This is a genomic window from Mesorhizobium sp. P2_B11, assembly GCF_056404855.1.
In genome coordinates, this window is sequence record NZ_JBFUDF010000008.1 from 390,772 (window position 1) to 408,572 (window position 17,801).

A 17,801-nucleotide genomic window follows, 5' to 3' on the forward strand; every position below is an offset into this window, starting at 1 on the left:
AATGGAACACATAACTCCCGAGGGACTCGGCCCGCCCCCCTTTCCCACCGGCGTCGGCCATGAAATCTATGCCTTGGCCGAAGGTCTCTTTCCGATTTGCAGGAGCATCACCGGAGACGGTGTGCGACGAACACTGGATATCCTGTCGGGGCACGTAGACCTGGAACGGCATGAGGTGCCTACCGGGACGCAGGTGTTCGATTGGACTGTTCCCAAGGAGTGGAACATCCACTCGGCGAGCATCAAAGGCCCGGATGGGCAAACGGTCGTGGATTTTGCCGACTCCAACCTGCACATCGTCAACTACAGCTTGCCGTTCAAGGGAACCCTGCCGCTCAACGAGTTGAGACAGCACATCCATACACTGCCGCAACAGCCGCAACTGATCCCCTACCGCACAAGCTACTACGCCCCGACCTGGGGGTTCTGCATTGCCCACGACCGTGTGGCCAAAATGCCTGACGGTCTCTACCGGGTGGAGATCGATGCCGAGATCGAGGACGGCAGCCTCACCTACGGCGAATACCTGCACCGCGGGCAGACCGAGCGGGAATTCCTCCTTTCGGCACACATATGCCATCCGTCACTGGCCAACGACAACTGTTCAGGTCTGGCTCTGCTGGCGACGCTTGCGAGAAGCCTGAAGGCAAGGAAAACACGATACAGCTACCGCTTCCTGTTCGCTCCTGGCACGATCGGCGCGCTCGCGTGGCTGTCCCGCAACGAGAACCGGATACATCTCATCGACCACGGCCTGGTGCTGTCATGCTTGGGCGATGCCGCGAGCCCGGCATACAAGCGCAGCCGTCGCGGCGACGCCTTTATCGACCGCGCCATGGCGCACGTGCTCGGGCGTGAAGCCGGGGCAAGGTTGATGGATTTCTCCCCTTACGGCTATGACGAGCGGCAATATTGTTCGCCAGGCTTCAACCTTCCGGTCGGCATGTTCCAGCGCAGCGTTCACGGCACCTTTCCCGAATACCACACGTCGGCCGATAATCTCGACTTCATCAGGCCGGAGCATCTTGAGGATTCCTTCCGCATCCTGACGGACGTGATCGACATCGTCGAAGGGGACTGGACGCCGTTGAACCTTTTTCCCAAGGGCGAACCACAACTTGGCAAGCGAGGCCTCTACGCCGCCCTTGGAGGGCACAAGACCTCGGGGGCAACGTCGATGTCCGTGCTTTGGGTGCTCAACCTCGCTGACGGACAGCATTCCCTTCTGTCGATGGCGGAACGCGCGGGCCTGCCATTCAGGGAACTGGCCGCCGCGGCGAGGCTGCTCTCGGATCACGGCCTGTTGGCTGACGCGGCGCCATGAACGCTATCCTGCACTGGTGTCGAAAACCCGGATGTCACGTCTGTTTTGGCTTAGGGGATGGAGCCTGTTAGAGAAGTGGGGGCGTCGGCGTCGGCATCAAAGGCCAGTTTATCGAAAAGGCAGGGTCGTTGTAGCGGACACCCGTCGATGCGTGGGGCGTATAGAACTGCGATATGAGATACGAGACCTCGGCATCGTCCGTGAGGGTCTGGAGCCCGTGGGCGAATCCGGCAGGGATATAGATCTGTTTCATGTTTTCGGGTGTCAGTTCGAAGGCCAGCCAGCTGTGGCGTGTCGGCGAGTTGAGGCGCATGTCCACGACAACATCGAAAATCGCGCCACGGACACAGGACACGAGCTTCACCTCGGCGTATGGATCCTCCTGATAGTGCAGCCCCCGAAGGGTTCCCTTTCTCGCGGAATGTGCCCGGCTGTGCTGGACAAAGCGCGTCGCCAGCCCGCAATCGGCCATCTCTTTTTCGCAGAAGAGACGGGTGAAGGACCCGCGGTCGTCAATCACTGGCGTCGGCTCGATCAGCCAGACACCCTTCAGTTCAGTCTCGGTAAACTGCATATCGCCCTACCCCCGTTGGCCGGGCAAGGACCGGCGGTCCGATTGTCGGCACCGCGTGCCCGGCTGGAAGAGCTACCTAAGCCTTAGGTGGCCTCTCCGATCGCCGTAAGCCAGGTCGACCGCACTACCCGTTCGGGTGGTCTTGGCGACGGCCTTGCGCCTGCCGTTTCCCTATTAGGATTAAGGTGGGCAACGGATTGGCAAATCGAACCCAGGGGCGCTCGGTCCTAACCTGCGTCGAAAATGAAGCAGTCTCCAGTCGAAAAAGAAGCACTCTCCAAAAGAGGACTCTCTAGGGAAGCGCGGCGGGCACAGGTTGATCGTCAGCCCCGGCGTTTCCGTTTTTCAAGCGATCGGGCCGTTGCGACAGGAGTACGGAATGAACATTGAGGCTGTCGAAATCGTTCGCGAGTATAACACGGCACACCGGAATGTCGGCTGCAGGCTTTGCGGATCGCGCCTGCACCACACTCTGGTCGACCTTGGCATGTCGCCTCCTTGCGAAAGCTTCCTGCAGGCCGATCAACTTGACCAGATGGAACTCTACTATCCGCTCAACGTGCTGGTCTGCGAGAGCTGCTACCTGGTGCAGCTCAAGGAGTATTTGAGCCCCGAGACCATTTTCAGCGAATACGCCTACTTCTCTTCGTTTTCCACGAGCTGGGTGGCCCACGCGAAAGCCTATTGCGAAGCGATCACGAAGCGGCTTGGGCTTGGCGCCCACAGCTTTGCAGTGGAACTGGCAAGCAATGACGGTTACCTCCTGCAGCACTTCCTACCACTCGGCGTTCCCGTTCTTGGCGTCGAGCCGGCGGCCAACGTTGCGCGCGCGGCGGTCGAGAAGGGCGTGCCCACCCGGGTCGACTTCTTCGGGGTGCGGCTGGCACGTCAGATGGTGGCTGAAGGACTCCGCGCCGACCTAATCATTGGCAACAACGTCCTGGCGCAGGTGCCAGACCTCAACGACTTCGTCGCGGGAATAAAAATCCTGCTCAAACCAGAGGGCATAGTCACTCTCGAGTTTCCGCACATCGAGCGGCTGATGGCCGAGAACCAGTTCGACACCATCTACCACGAGCACTTTTCATATTTCTCGCTGCTGACGATCGACTTGATGGCGGCCCGCCACGGGTTGCGGCTGATCGACGTCGAGGAACTGCCCACCCACGGCGGCTCGCTGCGTGTCTATCTCGCCAACGAGGGCAGCAGCAGGCCCACTCATGACAGTATCGCCGAACTCCTTGACCGCGAAAAGCGGCATGGGCTTACGGAAATGACGACCTACACCTCCTTCGCCTACAAGGCGCAGCGCGCGAAGCGCGATCTCCTAGCGTTCCTGGTATCGGCCAAAAACGAGGGCAAGAAGATTTGCGGCTACGGCGCGCCCGGCAAGGGCAACACGCTGCTCAACTACTGCGCCATCGGCACCGACTTCCTCGACTTCACGGTCGACCGCAATCCCTACAAGCACGGTCGCTTCACGCCGGGCATGCACATCCCGATCAAGCCCATCCAGGCGATCGACCAGGCCAAGCCGGACTATATCCTGATCCTTCCGTGGAACCTGAAGGACGAGATCATCCGGCAGATGCATCATGTCGCCGCCTGGAACGCGAAATTCGTGGTGCCAATTCCTTTTGTGACCGTGATTGATCCATCGGAGTTACACAGATGAAAGTCGTTCTTTTCTGCGGCGGCCGCGGCACCCGGATCCGCGACTATTCCGAAAGCATACCGAAGCCGATGATTCCGCTCGGCCCCCAGCCGATCCTGCGCCACGTCATGCAGTGGTATAGCGATTACGGGCATGACGAATTCGTGCTGTGCATGGGCTACAAGGCCAACATCATCAAGGATTTCTTCCTCAATACCCGGCCGCAGACCTTCTCCGATTGCGTGGTCACGCACGGAGGGGAGGACGTGAAGCTGCTCGGCGACACGGTCAAGGACTGGAGCATCACCCTGCTCGACACCGGCATATGGCGCAACATCGGCGAGCGCCTGTGGGCCGCGCAAAACCACGTCAAGAACGAGAAGATGTTCCTGGCCAACTATTCCGACGGCCTGACCGATGTCGACCTCGACGATATGATCAGGAAATTCGAGTCCAGCGGCAAGATCGGCTGCTTCCTCGCCGTGCACGCGCCGCTGACATACCACCTGGCCGACATCGCGGAAGATGGCCGCGTGCGCGAGTTCCGTGCGGCGCAGACATCCGAGATCTGGATCAATGGCGGCTACTTCATATTCCGCCCCGAAATCTTCGACTACATGCGCGACGGCGAGGAACTCGTTGTCGAACCGTTCAAGCGGTTGATCGATGACAACATGCTGATGGCATACAAGCACGAAGGGTTCTGGCGTTCGATGGACACGTTGCGCGATTGGCAATCGCTCGAAGACATGGTCGAAAAAGGCGACATGCCCTGGAACATGAGGGTCACCGCCGAGAAGAACAGGCGCAGCGTCGTGTTGGCCGCATCATGAGGGGCCTTGGCCTCGCACGTCGCGGGGAGGAACTCTCAATCCTTTGCCTTGGGGCCCATTCTGACGACATCGAGATCGGCGCCGGAGGCACGATACTCGGCTTGATTGCATCGGGGGTCAAACTGAATGTCCACTGGTGCGTGCTTAGCGCGGGCGGCCTGCGGTCCGCGGAAGCCAGGGGGGCGGCCGAGGCCTTTCTCGAAGGATCGCGCTCGTCGACAGTCGATGTCGCTGATTTCGAAGACAGCTACTTCCCCGCCCATAGCCGATCGATAAAGCAGTGGCTGATCGAGGTAAGATCGCGGGTCGATCCCGACGTGGTCTTTACGCACGCCAGGTTCGACGCCCATCAGGATCACCGGGAGGTCAACCAACTGACCTGGAACGTCTTCCGCGATCATCTGGTGCTCGAATACGAGATCCCGAAATGGGATGGCGACCTTTGCCAGCCCAACGCTTACGTGCCGCTCACAGCTGACGTGCTGGAACGCAAGATCGAACTCCTCCACGAGCATTTCGGGACGCAGCGCTCCAAGGACTGGTTCGACCGCGCGACATTCGCCGGGCTTGCGAGGTTACGCGGGATGGAATGCCGGGCACCAGAGCATTTCGCCGAGGCGTTCACGCTCCGAAAAGCCAAAATTCTTTAGCAGTTTTCTACACATTCCTCCGCGAGAAAACTAACGGTGGATCAACAAACAAATCGCCTGAAAAGCCATTGAACTTGCCGTACGATCTGCTAACAAATTCCCCGTCTCCATCGAGCGACGTTCGCTGTAAAAGACGCATACAGACCCAACCATTCAGAGCCGACGGATTTTTCCATCCATTTTGAAGTCGGGGAATCATCAACGTGGGCAAAGAAGAAATTGCTCGTGGATTTTCACTCAGCGAAGCCCGCATCGGAACGGTCGAGGGCGGGGAATCCGGTGTTCTGGTGTGGAAATCCGACCAGCTGGTCGCAGTCCTTACACAGATCGACGAAGCGGCCTATTGCACGAAAGGCAAATGGTTCCTTGAGTCAGGCTTCGGGCTGTTGAGTGGCCAGCACAAGAACTTCGATACGATCGAGGAAGCCATTCAATGGGTGAGCGGATACACCTTCCCCCAGCCTGTTGCCGTTGCGGATTGATCGGCGGATTTCGCGGTGGCAAGGCGCCTTGCTCAGGTCCCGCGGACCTTCGCGACCCGTGTCCTGATCAGCTTGTCAGACAGGCTTCGTTGACGTCCCAGATATAGCCAAAACGGCGCGAGGACGAGATATTCGCCTTCCGCGTGCTCGAGACCCCGGATGCCATTCACGCACGGATATGGCTCAATCCTTCAACGCCGAAAACACGGCCCGCCAGGATTCACCAAGGCGGGCCGTCTTGTTGCTCGCGGTCACTCTTCGGCCAGAGTTCCTTCTGCGAAGAGATCGTTGACCTTGTAGGCGACTTCCGTCCGGTTGGTCGCCTTCAGCTTCTTCATGATGTTTCGGATGTGGACCTTCACTGTGCTTTCGCGCAGGTTCAGTTCGTAGGCGATGATCTTGTTGGCCTTGCCGCGTCGAAGCGCCTGGGCGACCTCAGCCTGCCTGAGCGTGAACATGCCCGTCAAAGGCCGCGTATCACAGTTGCCTGAATCTATCAGGTGCCGCATCGAAAGGACACTGCTCGCCGGGACGAAGATGCCTCCCGCTGCCGCAAGGTTGATCGCCTCGACACACACGTCAATCCCGACCGAAGTCGGAATGTAGCCGCGTGCGCCGCATTCGAGCGCCGTCAGTATCTGTACAAGATCCTCGGTGTCGGCCAGGATAACCACTGGGACTGACTTGAACTCGGACGAAATATTCCTGATCTCGTCAGCAATGCCATGATCGCTGACTTTCCGGCCGCCAAGGTTGAAGAGAATGGCTGCAAGGGGAGGGGCCGAGCCCTTCTTCATGCGCCATTCCCCGATCGAACCCATGGCGACGACCGCCATGCCGAGGTCATGGTCCTCAAGGGCTGATGCTAGACACTCGCGGTCTAGAGCCCTTCCGTCCAGGATGAGGAGGCTTGGTATGCCTGTCTGTTCGTGGACATTTTCCGGTCCGCTGGACGCAACTCCTGTCTGATTTGTCGAAGTGTAATTGTGCAACCCTACTGTAGATCCCATACGAGTACCCGCCTTTCCCCAACGCAATCTGTCCAGCGGCGGCCAATAGAGCTCCTCATTCTTCTTAATTGAACGTTTGATACCCAGCCCACTTGAAAGCTCCAAGCTCGGATTATCCCAGCTTGGAACCTTTGCAGTTCTTCACTGCCGCCTCTCAAACAGTTCAGGCAGTTTATGACAAAAAAACATTCAGTCTCTAATTTAGGTTAATTTTCTATAAATTTTAAGCCAAGCTGGAGCCAAGGCGCTTCGCCCCCTGAAGACGCAGGAACGGGACCGCTTGGCCAGCGCCGTGCCCTTTGTCGGACACCATGCCATCAGCCAAGCAAATCACTCCGGTTGCGGCTATCTTGGCCGGTCCTCATCCGAAAGGCGGAAGTGCGATCTGGCCGCATCCGCTGACATCACTACATGTTACCTCCAAAAGCCTCGCTGACGCTCCAAAAGCTTCGTTGACGGCACATGCACCAGGCTGAACATTGGAGTGCCGGCGTCTGCTCAAGGCTACGCGGCCTGCCTGTGGCGAACTGCGCAGACAGGATAGGGGAGTCACTGCTCGCCCGGCGGCTCCCCTATCGCTCCGAGCGACGAGCACGCTGTCAGACCAGTCCGCAGAGAAGGTGATTTGTAAGTGCAAGCCGAATCCGCCTGCAGGGTGTGGCTGCCGTCGACAGAAATCAGCCGCCCACCGGAGGGCTTCATGGAGGCTGGATGGAGGCCTGGTCTCTCAGGCGCTTCCTTGCGGATCAGCCTTGCTTAGCCACCGCACATCCAGAACCGTTCCGTCTGTCTGGATCACGGCTTCGAAGGCGGCTATCAACCTTTTGGCGGCTTTGCTGGCAATGTGGGAATCGGGGTACTTTGCCTCCACGGCCAGCGCACTCTCGTAAACTTCCTTGAGTTGCCTGACCTGCTTGGGTCCGAATGCGCTATGTACAACCTGAATGGTCATACCGCTCCTCCTCCTAGTGCCGGAACTCCAACAACCCGCCCATTGCCCAGCGCTCCCACGATTGCATTAAAAATAAGCTTTGCAACTGCAATGTAAGATTACGCTTTTCTCTGGTCGAGGTGTTCTTTGGTGGACGTTCGCAGATTGAGGGTTAGCCATTTGCAGGAGGCGCAGGCCGGATTACGAAAAAACGCCAGCGCGAAATGACACTGTCTCTGCATATCCCGCTCACGGCTGTCGTAACGCACACGGCATGATTGGAGGACGTGAAAATGGGCGGCTTTCGCTTTCGAGAGAGCAGCCAATTTAGCCTTCAAGCCTACGCCGTGATGGACGATCACCTTCGGTGCCGATCGTAGGGAGGCGTATCTGCCCTGTCCTTCAGATGCGTATGTCAGGCTACGCCCTTTGGCTCTCTTGCACGGGATACCCATCTGCCGAAAGATGAGCCGTCGGACAGCTTCGTGCGTCCGCATAACCCGGGGCCAAACCAGGCGGGAGGCTCGGTCAGCAATGCAGATGTCCTTGCCAGGGCTGCTCGTGGCCGTGGCTATTTTGGTCGTCGCCTACTATTCGAGGGGAATGCTGATCATCGGACTGATCGCCTCCCAGGCATTCGGTGCGACGGCTGTAGTGACGCTGACCTTTTTGGGTGGGTCGTCTCCGTTGATCTACACCCTGTTTGCGGCCCTGCTCGTAACGGCCGTCGCCGCGAGACGCCGCATCTGGTTCGATCTTGGAAGCGTGTTCGGAAGTATCCGCCCGATGTGGATTCTGACAAGCCTGATGGCTTACGCAATCATCGGAGCATGGCTGTTTCCAAGATTCTTCGCAGGTCAGACTGCCGTTTTCGTGCAGTCGAAAATCCGGGGTGCGGTCGTCGAGGCGTCTCTGGCCCCGGTTTCAGGCAACATTTCACAGACGGGCTACTTCATTCTGGGCGGGCTCACCGCCATCGCGCTTTGTGCGTTGCTGCTGCACTCCAACAGGATTGACCAGGTCCGCCGCGGCTTCTTCTGGTGGTGCGGTCTGCAAGCGGGCATGGGGCTGGTCGATCTTATTGGCAAGAATGCAGGGGCAGGAGATCTGCTTGCCCCAATCAGAACCGCCAACTACGCACTTATTACGGAAGCAGTCGAGGCGGGATTCGTGCGGATCACGGGACCTTTTTCAGAGGCCTCTTCCTTCGCCAGCGGTTCCCTCGCCTGCCTGGCATTCTGCTACACCTATTGGAGGAAGACCAAGTCGCGCCTTGCCCAGTGGTTGGCGGGCATCCTGCTCCTCCTAACCATTCTGTCGACTTCGTCGACCGCCTACGTCGGTCTCGCTCTCCTGTGCCTTCCGGTCGCCTTCTCGATGTTGGTTTCGGTCTTCAGGGGACGGGTTGAGCGCGAGGAGATACTGATTACCGCTTTGATGGCGACAGGCGTGGTCGCCATCATGGGCATCAGCCTCTACAATGCCGGGATGCTTGAACCCTTCGTCAGGTTGGTTAACACCACCATTGTCGACAAGGCAGCTTCCGGCTCCGGCGAGGAGCGCGCCTACTGGAACGTCAAGAGCTTGCAATCCTTCCTGGACACGAGCGGCCTTGGAGTCGGATTCGGCAGTTCAAGGGCATCGAGCTGGCCGATCGCGGTGCTTTCCCAGCTTGGCTTGTTCGGTTCCCTGATGATGGCGATCCTGGTCGGCGTCCTGGTCAGCGGAACGGGGCGGATGCGGGAATGGGTAGACCCAGAAACCGATGCGGTCGTGACCAGCGTCAGGAATGCTTCCCTCGCCGGCATAGTTGCCGGCTCAGTGTCGGGCGGCAGCGCCGACCCAGGCATCCTCTTCTTCATTGCGCTTGCCGTCGCTTCCACCACGAGGGTCCGTGCCCGGCGCACCATGGGGCTTCGGCGAACCACCGGACATGATGGCTTCCTCTCTCATGGTGGACTTGCCACGCCGGCACCGGCAGCAGGATCGGTCAACCGGGAATGAGATCGATGAATTCAAAGACGGCCACCGGCCAGCCGTCGCATAACCCTGCAGATTTCCTATGGGCCATATGACGTGTATTCGTGGGTGTGGGCAGCTTGGGCGCACCGCAACTCATTCTATCTTATGCCGACAGGGTTGGGGTCGGTGGAAAGGAAGCCTCCATGCCACATCGCCGTGGCTCCGCTCGGCAGGATGTCCGCGCCCTCGCGGTTTTCTGCCGCTGGACTGAGGTGGTCAAACAACGGTTCGTGGATCTCGGGCGCTGCGAATGGAAGCCACGAGACTGATTGAGGATCTAGAATCGCAGCAGGCCACAGGCCTGCCTATCGTGGCGCCTCGGCCCGCATCGGCGCTCTTTACTATGGCCGTCAAAAGATTCGCAACCGATAGCGTGACAATCCCGTATGATATATAACGATTGTCTAATGTGATCGCTTGTCCGGGGGGGCAAGTTCGGGATGCCCAGTTATTCGAACAAAACGGTGCTGTCGAGAAGCATGGTCGAAATGGCCCTCTTCTCCGCGGTGATGAACACCCTGGTGTTAATTCTGCCGCTCTACATGCTGCAGGTATATGATCGGGTTTTGCCTGCAGCCAATTTGGACACTCTCACCTACCTGACTTTGCTTGCGCTTTCGGCGCTTTTGCTGTTCGGAGTACTCGAAGTCGTTCGGGGAATATATGCGAGCCGGCTCGCCGCGCGGCTCGATGTTGCGTTGGGTGCATCGTCTTTTCTCGCAGCAATGAGCGGTCCACGCGCCGGGCTCGGTGACGTCCAGGCCTTGCGCGACTTGGCCACGCTGCGTGGGTTCATCGCTTCGCGAACCATCTTCTTCCTATTCGACCTGCCTTTTGGCCCCATCTTCGTGGGCCTGCTTTATTTCATCCATCCGCTGCTCTTCCTGGTAACGGTCATCGGCGCGGTTCTCATGGTTGCCATCGCCGTGCTGAACCAGGTCGCGAGTTCGCGACCTAACAAGGACGCTGCGGAGAATCTTAGCGCCTCAATGAATTCGGCGCAGGCCTTCGCGCGAAACTTCGAAACGGTCCGTGCACTCGGCATGGTGTCCAACGCGATAGAGTTCTGGGGTATCCGCTTTTCCGGCTCTCTGCACGCCTCGGATGGGCTCGCTCGCGTCAACGCATTCTATGGGGGTGTGTCCCGTACCACGCGGTCGGTGCTGCAAATCGCGATATTGGGCGTCGGTGCATATCTGGTTCTGCACAACGAGATGACCGCGGGCATGATCTTTGCGTCGTCGATGATATCCGCGCGCGCTTTGCAACCTCTTGATCAGATCGTTGGAAGTTGGCGGCAGATCACCGACGCCAATCTCGCATGGAAGAGGCTTTCTGCCATCCAATCCAGGCCCGCCAACCAGGAAAACGTGACGTTGCCGACCCCTGAAGGAGCGCTGAGCGCGGATCAGATAGTCTACCACCTTCCTGGATCGGCCGATGGCGCACTACCCCTCATAAAGCGAGTGACCTTCGAAGTCGCCGCTGGCGAAACCGTCGCCATTGTCGGCCCGAGCCAGGCCGGAAAATCGACGCTGGCGCGGCTCATCGTCGGCGCCATCGAGCCCCGCTCTGGCGCGATCCGTGTCGATGGCGGCGATATTCGAAACTGGGATCCGGAGGAGCTCGGCCGGCATATGGGCTACCTTCCGCAGGATGTGGAACTCTTCCCTGGAACCATCGCCCAGAATATCGCGCGCTTTGAGCCGGACGCATCTGACGAAAAGTTAGTCCAAGCGGCCCAGCAGGCGCAGGTGCATGAACTCATCCTGGGGCAGAGGAATGGATACTCGACGGTGATCGGCCCCGCTGGCGTTCGCCTCTCAGGCGGTGAGCGTCAACGCATCGGCCTTGCGCGTGCTTTTTACGGCGATCCCAAGATCCTGGTGCTCGACGAGCCCAATGCAAATCTTGACACCTATGGCGAAGCCGCGCTTGAGCGCGCGATCATTCAGGCACGTTCACGAAAAACAACGGTGCTTGTCATCACACACCGGCCTTCCCTTGCAGCCAAATGCGATCGCATCCTCATGCTGCGAAACGGTCAAGTCGAGATCTACGGTTCGACCAAGGACGTGCTTGACCAACTTGCCCAGCGGCGTAGCCAAAGCGAGGGGGTGGTGCCCTTCCCATCACCTGCTCGCAGCGAGGCAAAGGCTGCCCAATGACCGTTCCCAGCCAAGCCATGGATGTCATCGCCAGGCCGTATAGATGGCAGCGCAACATCGATACACGCACAGATCGGATTACGCTGGCGGGATATGCAAGCGTGGCGGTTTTCGTGATTGGCTTCGGATTCTGGGCAGCCACTGCACCGATTTCCGGAGCAACGATCGCACCGGGTGTGGTCGCGGCAGCAGGACAGAACGTCATGATCCAGCACCTCGAAGGAGGTGTTGTCCGCAGCATCAGAGTCCGCGAGGGCGACAGGGTCTCAAGAGGCCAGGCCCTGATCGTGCTCGATCCGACGGTTGCGCAGTCCCAGCTCAACCGCGTTCTCAAGCAGTGGGTCGCCCAGAAAGCTGAAATTGCGCGGCTCGAAGCAGAGCGGGACGGCCTGGAGAAAATCGTCCTGCCCGGTGACCTGGGAGCCTATTCCGGCGCTTCCGAATTCAGTGACGTCTTTGCAGAGCAGACCAAGGAATTTCAGGCCCGCTTGGCGCGCTACGCCGCGGAACAGGCGATCCTGAGGCAGCGGGTGTCAGCCCTTCAGGAGGCGGTTATCGGCCTGAGGGCGCAGAAAGATGCAGCGGAAAATCAACTTGCCATCGTCAACGAGGAGACGGAACGAAAAAAACGCCTGCTGGAAAGAGGGCTGACAAATCGCTCTGAATACACCGATCTTCTGCGCAGCACCGCAGAGCTGGTTGGCCAGGCGGGTTCTCTGGAAGCGCAGATCGCCAGTTCGGCGACCCAGACTGTGGAAGCGCGTCAGCAGATTGAACGGCTCACAACAAGCCGGGTCGAGGATGCGGTCACGGAATTGAACAAGGCACGGGCGCAGGTCGCGGATCTCGAAGAACAAATCAACGCTGGCCGATCGGTCCTGGACCGGACGACGATCCGGGCGCCGGTGGACGGCATCATCGTTCGATCGCTCTACAATTCCGAAGGCAGCGTCATCCGTGCGGGGGAGGTGGCGATGGAGCTTCTGCCGACCACGAACGAACTCATCGTCGAGGCCAGGATAAAGCCCGAAGACATCGACTCAATTCGCGTCGGGCAGGACGCAAATATGATGTTCACGGCGCTCAATGCGCGCACGACGCCGAAAGTGCCCGGAAAGGTGTTCTACATTTCGGCGGACCGGCTGATAACACCTAGTACGGGACTGCCCTACTTCACCGTCCGGCTCAAGATGGCGGACAAGCTGCCACCCCAGGTCAAGCCCGAGCAGATCTATCCAGGCATGCCAGTCGAAACATTCATTTCAACCGGCGAACGAACGTTTCTGGCTTATCTGACCAAGCCCCTGGTGGATTCGTTCCAGCGCGCCTTCCGGGAGAGATAGGCCGCCGGCCTGCCTCCTGGATATCGCGAGTTTCAGATGTGAAGCGGGCGCCGGATCAATCCGGCGCCCGCTTCAATTTGGAGCCCTGTGGCCTTCAGCCTCAGACGAAGTGGAAGTCATCCGCTGGACTATATGCAACCACGGTCCGGCCGGTGCCGTCGTCGGCAACTGTGAAGCTGTCCGCATCGTATGCGCCAAGCAGGTGTAGCGCGGCGTCATGAGTGCCATCCGAAACGACCAGCGTTCCCCCACTGCCGTCCTGGTTTGCATGATAGACAGCCGATGTGCCGGTGCTGAACCAGATATCGCCGAGGTCTACCTTGTCATCATTGGTGATGCCGGCGATGGTTCCGCTGAAATCGAATGAATCGTCCAGCCGCAATGTGCCGGCAGCATCCGCCCCGAAGATGACGTCGGCGGAAGAGGCGGCGTGGAACTCAAGCTGCGACATGTTTCCGATGATGGCATCGCCGTCGCCGGTAACCTGACCGCCTATCGCAACGTCACCGCCATTGGCCCAGATCAGTCCGGTATTGGCGACGGCACCTTTGATTTCCAGGCCACCCGACCCGGTTGCCTCCAGCGTTCCCGAGTTGACGACGGTGTTGTCTCCAGTGTCGATGACCAGCGCGTGCGAGCCGGTGGCGATGATCGTGCCCTGGTTGTCGAGGGACAATGAACCGCCGCCCAGTTGGCCGGCGCCGGAGATGGTGTTGTCGACATTGGTCAAGGTGACGTCGGCAGCCGTGCCGAAGATCATGTTCGCAACGCTGTCGGAGAGCACGACCTGTCCGCCACCCTGCAGCGTGATGCCGTGCTGGATGACCTGCAACAGCGTATCGCTTCCGGTCGAGTCGAGCGAGATGATCCCGCTATTGTTGATCGTGCCGCTCAGCGGCAGCATTGCGCCGTCGCCAATCGTCATGGTGCCGGCATTGTTGACCACCGGCGTCTGGTCGAAGACGAAATTGCCGTCCGTGAGCGCGCTCGAGTGGACGCCGTCAAGCAAGATCGACTGCCCGTCGCCAAGCGTGATTACCGCGTTGCCGTTGGCGTCGTCCGCCATATGCGCCTGGACGTCAGCGAAACTCGCGAAGCCAGAATAGCCGATCAGATCGATCTTGTCCGCGGCCGCGTCGAAGCTGTGCACGGTGTCGTTGCCGATCGGCTGCGAGAAGACGAACAGGTCGTTGCCGCTTGAGCCGGTCAGCACGTCGTCACCGGACCAGGCGAACACAGGCGAGCCCGGTGCGTAGGCTTCGACATTGTCGGAGACAAACTGGGTAAGCGTATTGCCATCCGCTCCCGTCCAGGTCTCGATGATGTTCAACGTGACGGCGCCGGCGAAATCGATTGGAGAGGTGACCGTCAGCGATTTCACGTCGCTTGTCTGTATGGTCCAGTTGCCGTCGCCATTGTCCGTCCCGCCGTCGAGGGTCCATCCCGATGGTACACCCTTGACAAGGATGCTCGCGGACTGACCGTCGGCCAGCGGCAGAGCGGGCAGGCCGAGATTGATTGAAGACCCCGCGACGCCCGCCGGAGCGGTATTGAGGACGAAATCGGTCGCCGTGAGTGCGATATTTCCAGACAGGTGAATCTCGAGCTCGGCCGAGGCCACGGTGCCATTTGTGTCTGCTCTGACGATCGTCTCGTCGGTAGCCGCGTTATAGAACCACCACACGTTGTTGTTTTGGGCAGCGAGTGGAGTACTCGTGTTGGTAACGGTCGTGAAATTCTGAACCCCTCCGGTACCTGTGTTCGCGTCAATCAACGTTGACAGTTTGATTTTGTCGATACCTGCCGTGAAATCGATGATGGTGTCGATGTTCGCACCAGATGACTGGGCGGTGGCAGTGTATGCGAACACGTCAGCACCAGTTCCGCCTGATAGGATGTCGGCGCCTGTCCCGCCGGTTAGCGTGTCGTTGTTGGCACCGCCGAGCAGCAGATCCGAGCCGGCACCGCCGAGGAGTGTATCGTCACCGCCGAGGCCCACGAGAATGTCGTTGCCATCACCATTTGCGTTGCCGTCGACGGCGCCAATAGTCTGGCCAACAGCAGTGCCAACAATCGTGTTGTCAGCGTTGGTTCCAGTCAGGTTTGTTGTGAAGAGATCCGGCAGGTTCGCATCCGATGTGCCGATGGCCGTATATTTGATGACCGCGCCGTTCGCGGCCCTGATTGCGAGTTCGGCCTCGCCGAAGCCGGCAACGGTGGCTGCCCAACTGGAAGCTGAAAGATCCAGTTTTTGAGTTGTCAGGCTTCCGCCGTCGACATTTCCGTCCAGATAGTTTTGAAGCTCGGTTTCAAAAGTCCCCGTGCCGCCTGGATCCAGACCCCTGTTGGTGGTGTCCGAAAGGATTTCCTCAAGCTGGTTGGATGTAAACAGGAGGACGATATGATCCTGGTTGTGGCCAGGGATACCAGCGCTAGCAACGGTGTCGCCAAAATAGCTGGTGGTTCCACCAATGTGACTTGATGACGTTGTGATGTCATCCTTGCCGTTTCCTCCATAAACGGACCAGTTTCCACCCGTGTTGTTGAAAGTCGCGTTTGCAAATGACGCGGTATCCGCGCCATTGCCAAGGTCGATGACACGACCATTAACCGAACCATCGGGCGCGGTTACAATAATCGATACGGTTACGACATTGCTCGACGCCGTGCCGTCGAACGCGTGATAGGTGAATGTGTCACCACCCACGAAGCCCGCCGCCGGCGTGTAGTTGAACGTTCCGTTTGCGTTGAGGCTGAACGCGCTCGCATGGGCAGGTCCGCTGTCAAGGACAGCGGTGAGCGTTCCGTTATCGACATCCGTATCGTTCGCGAGGACCGGCACCACCGTCGCGGCCGAGATCGAATTTCCGCTCTGGACGGCGTAAGTATCGGCCACCCCGACAGGCGCGTCGTTGACGGCCGTGACGTGAATGGTCGAGGTCGCTGTGTTGCTGTTGGCAGAACCGTCATTCACCACCACCGTTATGCTGCGGTCTGTCGTGTTCGGATTTTCGCTCGAGTTGCTGAACACGATCTGATGCAGCGCCGTCTGGTAAGCGGCGAGGGTCGCCGAGCCCGTGAGCGTCAGCACCCCGGTTCCGGAATTGTAGCTCGACGCTACGATGCCGGCCGGCAGCCCGCCATTGACGGCCAGGAGGTCGCTAGCCTGCGCATTGGTCAGGGTGATCGTCGCCGAGGTGACATTGGTGTTGTCGGCATCGGTGATGCTCACGTCCGTGTCGGCAACTGCGACCGCGGAACCGTTCTCGGTGAAGGTCGCCTGGTAGTCGGCGCCGGTCTTCAGGCTCGAGTTGTTGACGTCCAGATCCAGTACCGGCGCGTTGTTGACCGCGGTGACGTGGATGGTCGAGGTCGCCGTGTTGCTATTGGCCGAACCGTCGTTCACCACCACCGTTATGCTGCGGTCTGTCGTGTTCGGACTGCCGCTCGAGTTGCTGAACACAATCTGATGCAGCGCTGTCTGGTAGGCGGCCAGCGTCGCCGAGCCCGTGAGCGTCAGCACCCCGGTTCCGGAATTGTAGCTCGACGCTACGATGCCGGCCGGCAGCCCGCCGTTGACGGCCAGGAGATCGCTGGCCTGCGCATTGGTCAGGGTGATCGTCGCCGAGGTGACATTGGTGTTGTCGGCGTCGGTGATGCTCACGTCGGTGTCAGTGATGGCAACCGCAGAACCGTTCTCGGTGAAGGTCGCCTGGTAGTCGGCTCCGGTCTTCAGGCTCGAGTTGTTGACGTCAAGATCCAGCGTTGGTGCATCATTCACCGCCGTGACGTGGATGGTCGAGGTCGCCGTGTTGCTGTTGGCCGAACCGTCATTCACCACCACCGTTATGCTGCGGTCTGTCGTGTTCGGATTTTCGCTCGAGTTGCTGAACACGATCTGATGCAGCGCCGTCTGGTAGGCGGCCAGCGTCGCAGAGCCAGTGAGCGTCAGCACCCCGGTCCCGGAATTGTAGCTCGACGCTACGATGCCGGCGGGCAGGCCGCCATTGACGGCCAGGAGATCGCTGGCCTGCGCATTGGTCAAGGTGATCGTCGCCGAGGTGACATTGGTATTGTCGGCGTCGGTGATGCTCACGTCGGTATCAGCGATGGCAACCGCAGAACCGTTCTCGGTGAAGGTCGCCTGGTAGTCGGCTCCGGTCTTCAGGCTCGAGTTGTTGGCGTCAAGATCCAGCACCGGCACGTCGTTGGTGCCGGTTACCGTGATCTGCAGCGTCGTAGTGTTCGACACCGCGTTGAAGGGATCCTTGTCGGTATAGGTGAACGTGTCTACCGCTGTGACCCCGGCAGCGAGGCTGTTGGCGGTGTCCGCCACGTAGCTGTACGAACCGTCGGCATTCAGCGTCAGATGACCGTAAGTGCCGGCGAGCGAGATGCCGACCCCCACGCCCTGCGTCACTGCGCCGGCGCCCGCGACCACACCGGACACCACCAGCGTGTTGTTGGCATTGTCGACGTCTGTGTCGGCCACCGATCCACCCGTGGTGCCCCTGACCACGCCATTCGCGGCAGACACAGTGAGGGTCGCATCTTCTAGCACCGCTCCGGTGTCGGCGACGGCGACGGGAGCGTCGTTGGTGCCGGTGATGGTGATGGTGAGGTTTGCGGTCGAGGTTGCGCCGTGCTCGTCGGTGACGGTGTAGCTGAAGACGTCGGTGACGGAGGCGCCCTGGGCGAGCGCGTTGGTGTCGGAATCTGAATTGTCGAGGGTGTAGGTGTAGCTGCCGTCGGCGGCGATGACGACCGAGCCATAGGTTCCGGTGACGGCATTGCCGACGTTGGCGGGCAG

The 17,801-nt window shown here is 59.5% G+C and carries 12 protein-coding genes; 8 read left to right on the forward strand and 4 right to left on the reverse strand.

Going from position 1 to position 17,801, the window contains the following annotated elements:
* Position 1 precedes the first annotated feature (1 nt).
* The gene (locus tag AC1DYJ_RS26760) at positions 2-1,324 is read left to right on the forward strand and encodes a DUF4910 domain-containing protein (protein WP_477284866.1); all 1,323 of its coding nucleotides are present in this window, start codon (positions 2-4) and stop codon (positions 1,322-1,324) included.
* 67 nt (positions 1,325-1,391) lie between these two features.
* Here AC1DYJ_RS26760 and rfbC read toward each other — a convergent pair whose 3' ends face one another.
* Positions 1,392-1,898 carry a dTDP-4-dehydrorhamnose 3,5-epimerase gene (gene rfbC, locus AC1DYJ_RS26765; protein WP_477426302.1) on the reverse strand — a complete coding sequence of 169 codons (507 nt, stop codon included), beginning with the start codon at positions 1,896-1,898 and terminating at the stop codon, positions 1,392-1,394.
* A 379-nt stretch (positions 1,899-2,277) separates the two neighbouring features.
* Here rfbC and AC1DYJ_RS26770 point away from each other — a divergent pair, with 379 nt between their 5' ends.
* From AC1DYJ_RS26770 to AC1DYJ_RS26785, 4 genes are all read left to right on the forward strand, one after another.
* Positions 2,278-3,573: a methyltransferase domain-containing protein gene (locus tag AC1DYJ_RS26770; protein WP_477289452.1), complete on the forward strand. Its 1,296-nt coding sequence runs from the start codon at positions 2,278-2,280 to the stop codon at positions 3,571-3,573.
* Positions 3,570-4,385: a sugar phosphate nucleotidyltransferase gene (locus AC1DYJ_RS26775; protein ID WP_477289450.1), complete on the forward strand. Its 816-nt coding sequence runs from the start codon at positions 3,570-3,572 to the stop codon at positions 4,383-4,385. Before AC1DYJ_RS26770 ends, AC1DYJ_RS26775 begins: the two co-directional genes overlap by 4 nt.
* Positions 4,382-5,035: a PIG-L deacetylase family protein gene (locus AC1DYJ_RS26780; protein WP_477289448.1), complete on the forward strand. Its 654-nt coding sequence runs from the start codon at positions 4,382-4,384 to the stop codon at positions 5,033-5,035. Before AC1DYJ_RS26775 ends, AC1DYJ_RS26780 begins: the two co-directional genes overlap by 4 nt.
* A gap of 203 nt (positions 5,036-5,238) precedes the next feature.
* Entirely contained in the window at positions 5,239-5,517 is a 279-nt protein-coding gene (locus AC1DYJ_RS26785) for a hypothetical protein (protein WP_477289446.1), read from the forward strand.
* A 251-nt stretch (positions 5,518-5,768) separates the two neighbouring features.
* Here the strand turns inward: AC1DYJ_RS26785 and AC1DYJ_RS26790 are convergent, their stop codons facing one another.
* Positions 5,769-6,527, reverse strand: coding sequence for a LuxR C-terminal-related transcriptional regulator (locus AC1DYJ_RS26790; RefSeq protein ID WP_477289456.1), 759 nt, complete (start codon positions 6,525-6,527; stop codon positions 5,769-5,771).
* A 727-nt stretch (positions 6,528-7,254) separates the two neighbouring features.
* A complete protein-coding gene (locus AC1DYJ_RS26795; RefSeq protein ID WP_477289444.1) occupies positions 7,255-7,479 on the reverse strand; it encodes a hypothetical protein in 225 nt (74 codons plus the stop codon).
* Between the two features lie 513 nt (positions 7,480-7,992).
* On the opposite strand from AC1DYJ_RS26795, the gene AC1DYJ_RS26800 reads away from it, so the two are divergent.
* The 3 genes from AC1DYJ_RS26800 (at position 7,993) to AC1DYJ_RS26810 (ending at position 12,991) form a co-directional block, all read left to right on the forward strand.
* Positions 7,993-9,462, forward strand: coding sequence for a hypothetical protein (locus AC1DYJ_RS26800; protein WP_477289442.1), 1,470 nt, complete (start codon positions 7,993-7,995; stop codon positions 9,460-9,462).
* 458 nt (positions 9,463-9,920) lie between these two features.
* On the forward strand, positions 9,921-11,648 hold the full coding sequence (locus tag AC1DYJ_RS26805) for a type I secretion system permease/ATPase (protein WP_477289440.1): 1,728 nt from the start codon (positions 9,921-9,923) through the stop codon (positions 11,646-11,648).
* The gene (locus AC1DYJ_RS26810; protein ID WP_477289438.1) at positions 11,645-12,991 is read left to right on the forward strand and encodes an HlyD family type I secretion periplasmic adaptor subunit; all 1,347 of its coding nucleotides are present in this window, start codon (positions 11,645-11,647) and stop codon (positions 12,989-12,991) included. The genes AC1DYJ_RS26805 and AC1DYJ_RS26810 overlap by 4 nt, the downstream gene beginning before the upstream one ends.
* 100 nt (positions 12,992-13,091) lie before the next feature.
* Here the strand turns inward: AC1DYJ_RS26810 and AC1DYJ_RS26815 are convergent.
* Positions 13,092-17,801: beta strand repeat-containing protein (locus AC1DYJ_RS26815; protein WP_477426304.1), on the reverse strand; the 4,710-nt coding region annotated here is incomplete at its 5' end.

Bases quoted from the DNA above. Each gene is read 5' to 3' on its own strand.
- AC1DYJ_RS26760 (WP_477284866.1), top strand. From the start codon at position 2: ATGGAACACATAACTCCCGAGGGACTCGGCCCGCCCCCCTTTCCCACC.
- rfbC (WP_477426302.1), bottom strand. From the start codon at position 1,898: ATGCAGTTTACCGAGACTGAACTGAAGGGTGTCTGGCTGATCGAGCCG.
- AC1DYJ_RS26770 (WP_477289452.1), top strand. From the start codon at position 2,278: ATGAACATTGAGGCTGTCGAAATCGTTCGCGAGTATAACACGGCACAC.
- AC1DYJ_RS26775 (WP_477289450.1), top strand. From the start codon at position 3,570: ATGAAAGTCGTTCTTTTCTGCGGCGGCCGCGGCACCCGGATCCGCGAC.
- AC1DYJ_RS26780 (WP_477289448.1), top strand. From the start codon at position 4,382: ATGAGGGGCCTTGGCCTCGCACGTCGCGGGGAGGAACTCTCAATCCTT.
- AC1DYJ_RS26790 (WP_477289456.1), bottom strand. From the start codon at position 6,527: ATGGGATCTACAGTAGGGTTGCACAATTACACTTCGACAAATCAGACA.
- AC1DYJ_RS26795 (WP_477289444.1), bottom strand. From the start codon at position 7,479: ATGACCATTCAGGTTGTACATAGCGCATTCGGACCCAAGCAGGTCAGG.
- AC1DYJ_RS26800 (WP_477289442.1), top strand. From the start codon at position 7,993: ATGCAGATGTCCTTGCCAGGGCTGCTCGTGGCCGTGGCTATTTTGGTC.
- AC1DYJ_RS26805 (WP_477289440.1), top strand. From the start codon at position 9,921: ATGCCCAGTTATTCGAACAAAACGGTGCTGTCGAGAAGCATGGTCGAA.
- AC1DYJ_RS26810 (WP_477289438.1), top strand. From the start codon at position 11,645: ATGACCGTTCCCAGCCAAGCCATGGATGTCATCGCCAGGCCGTATAGA.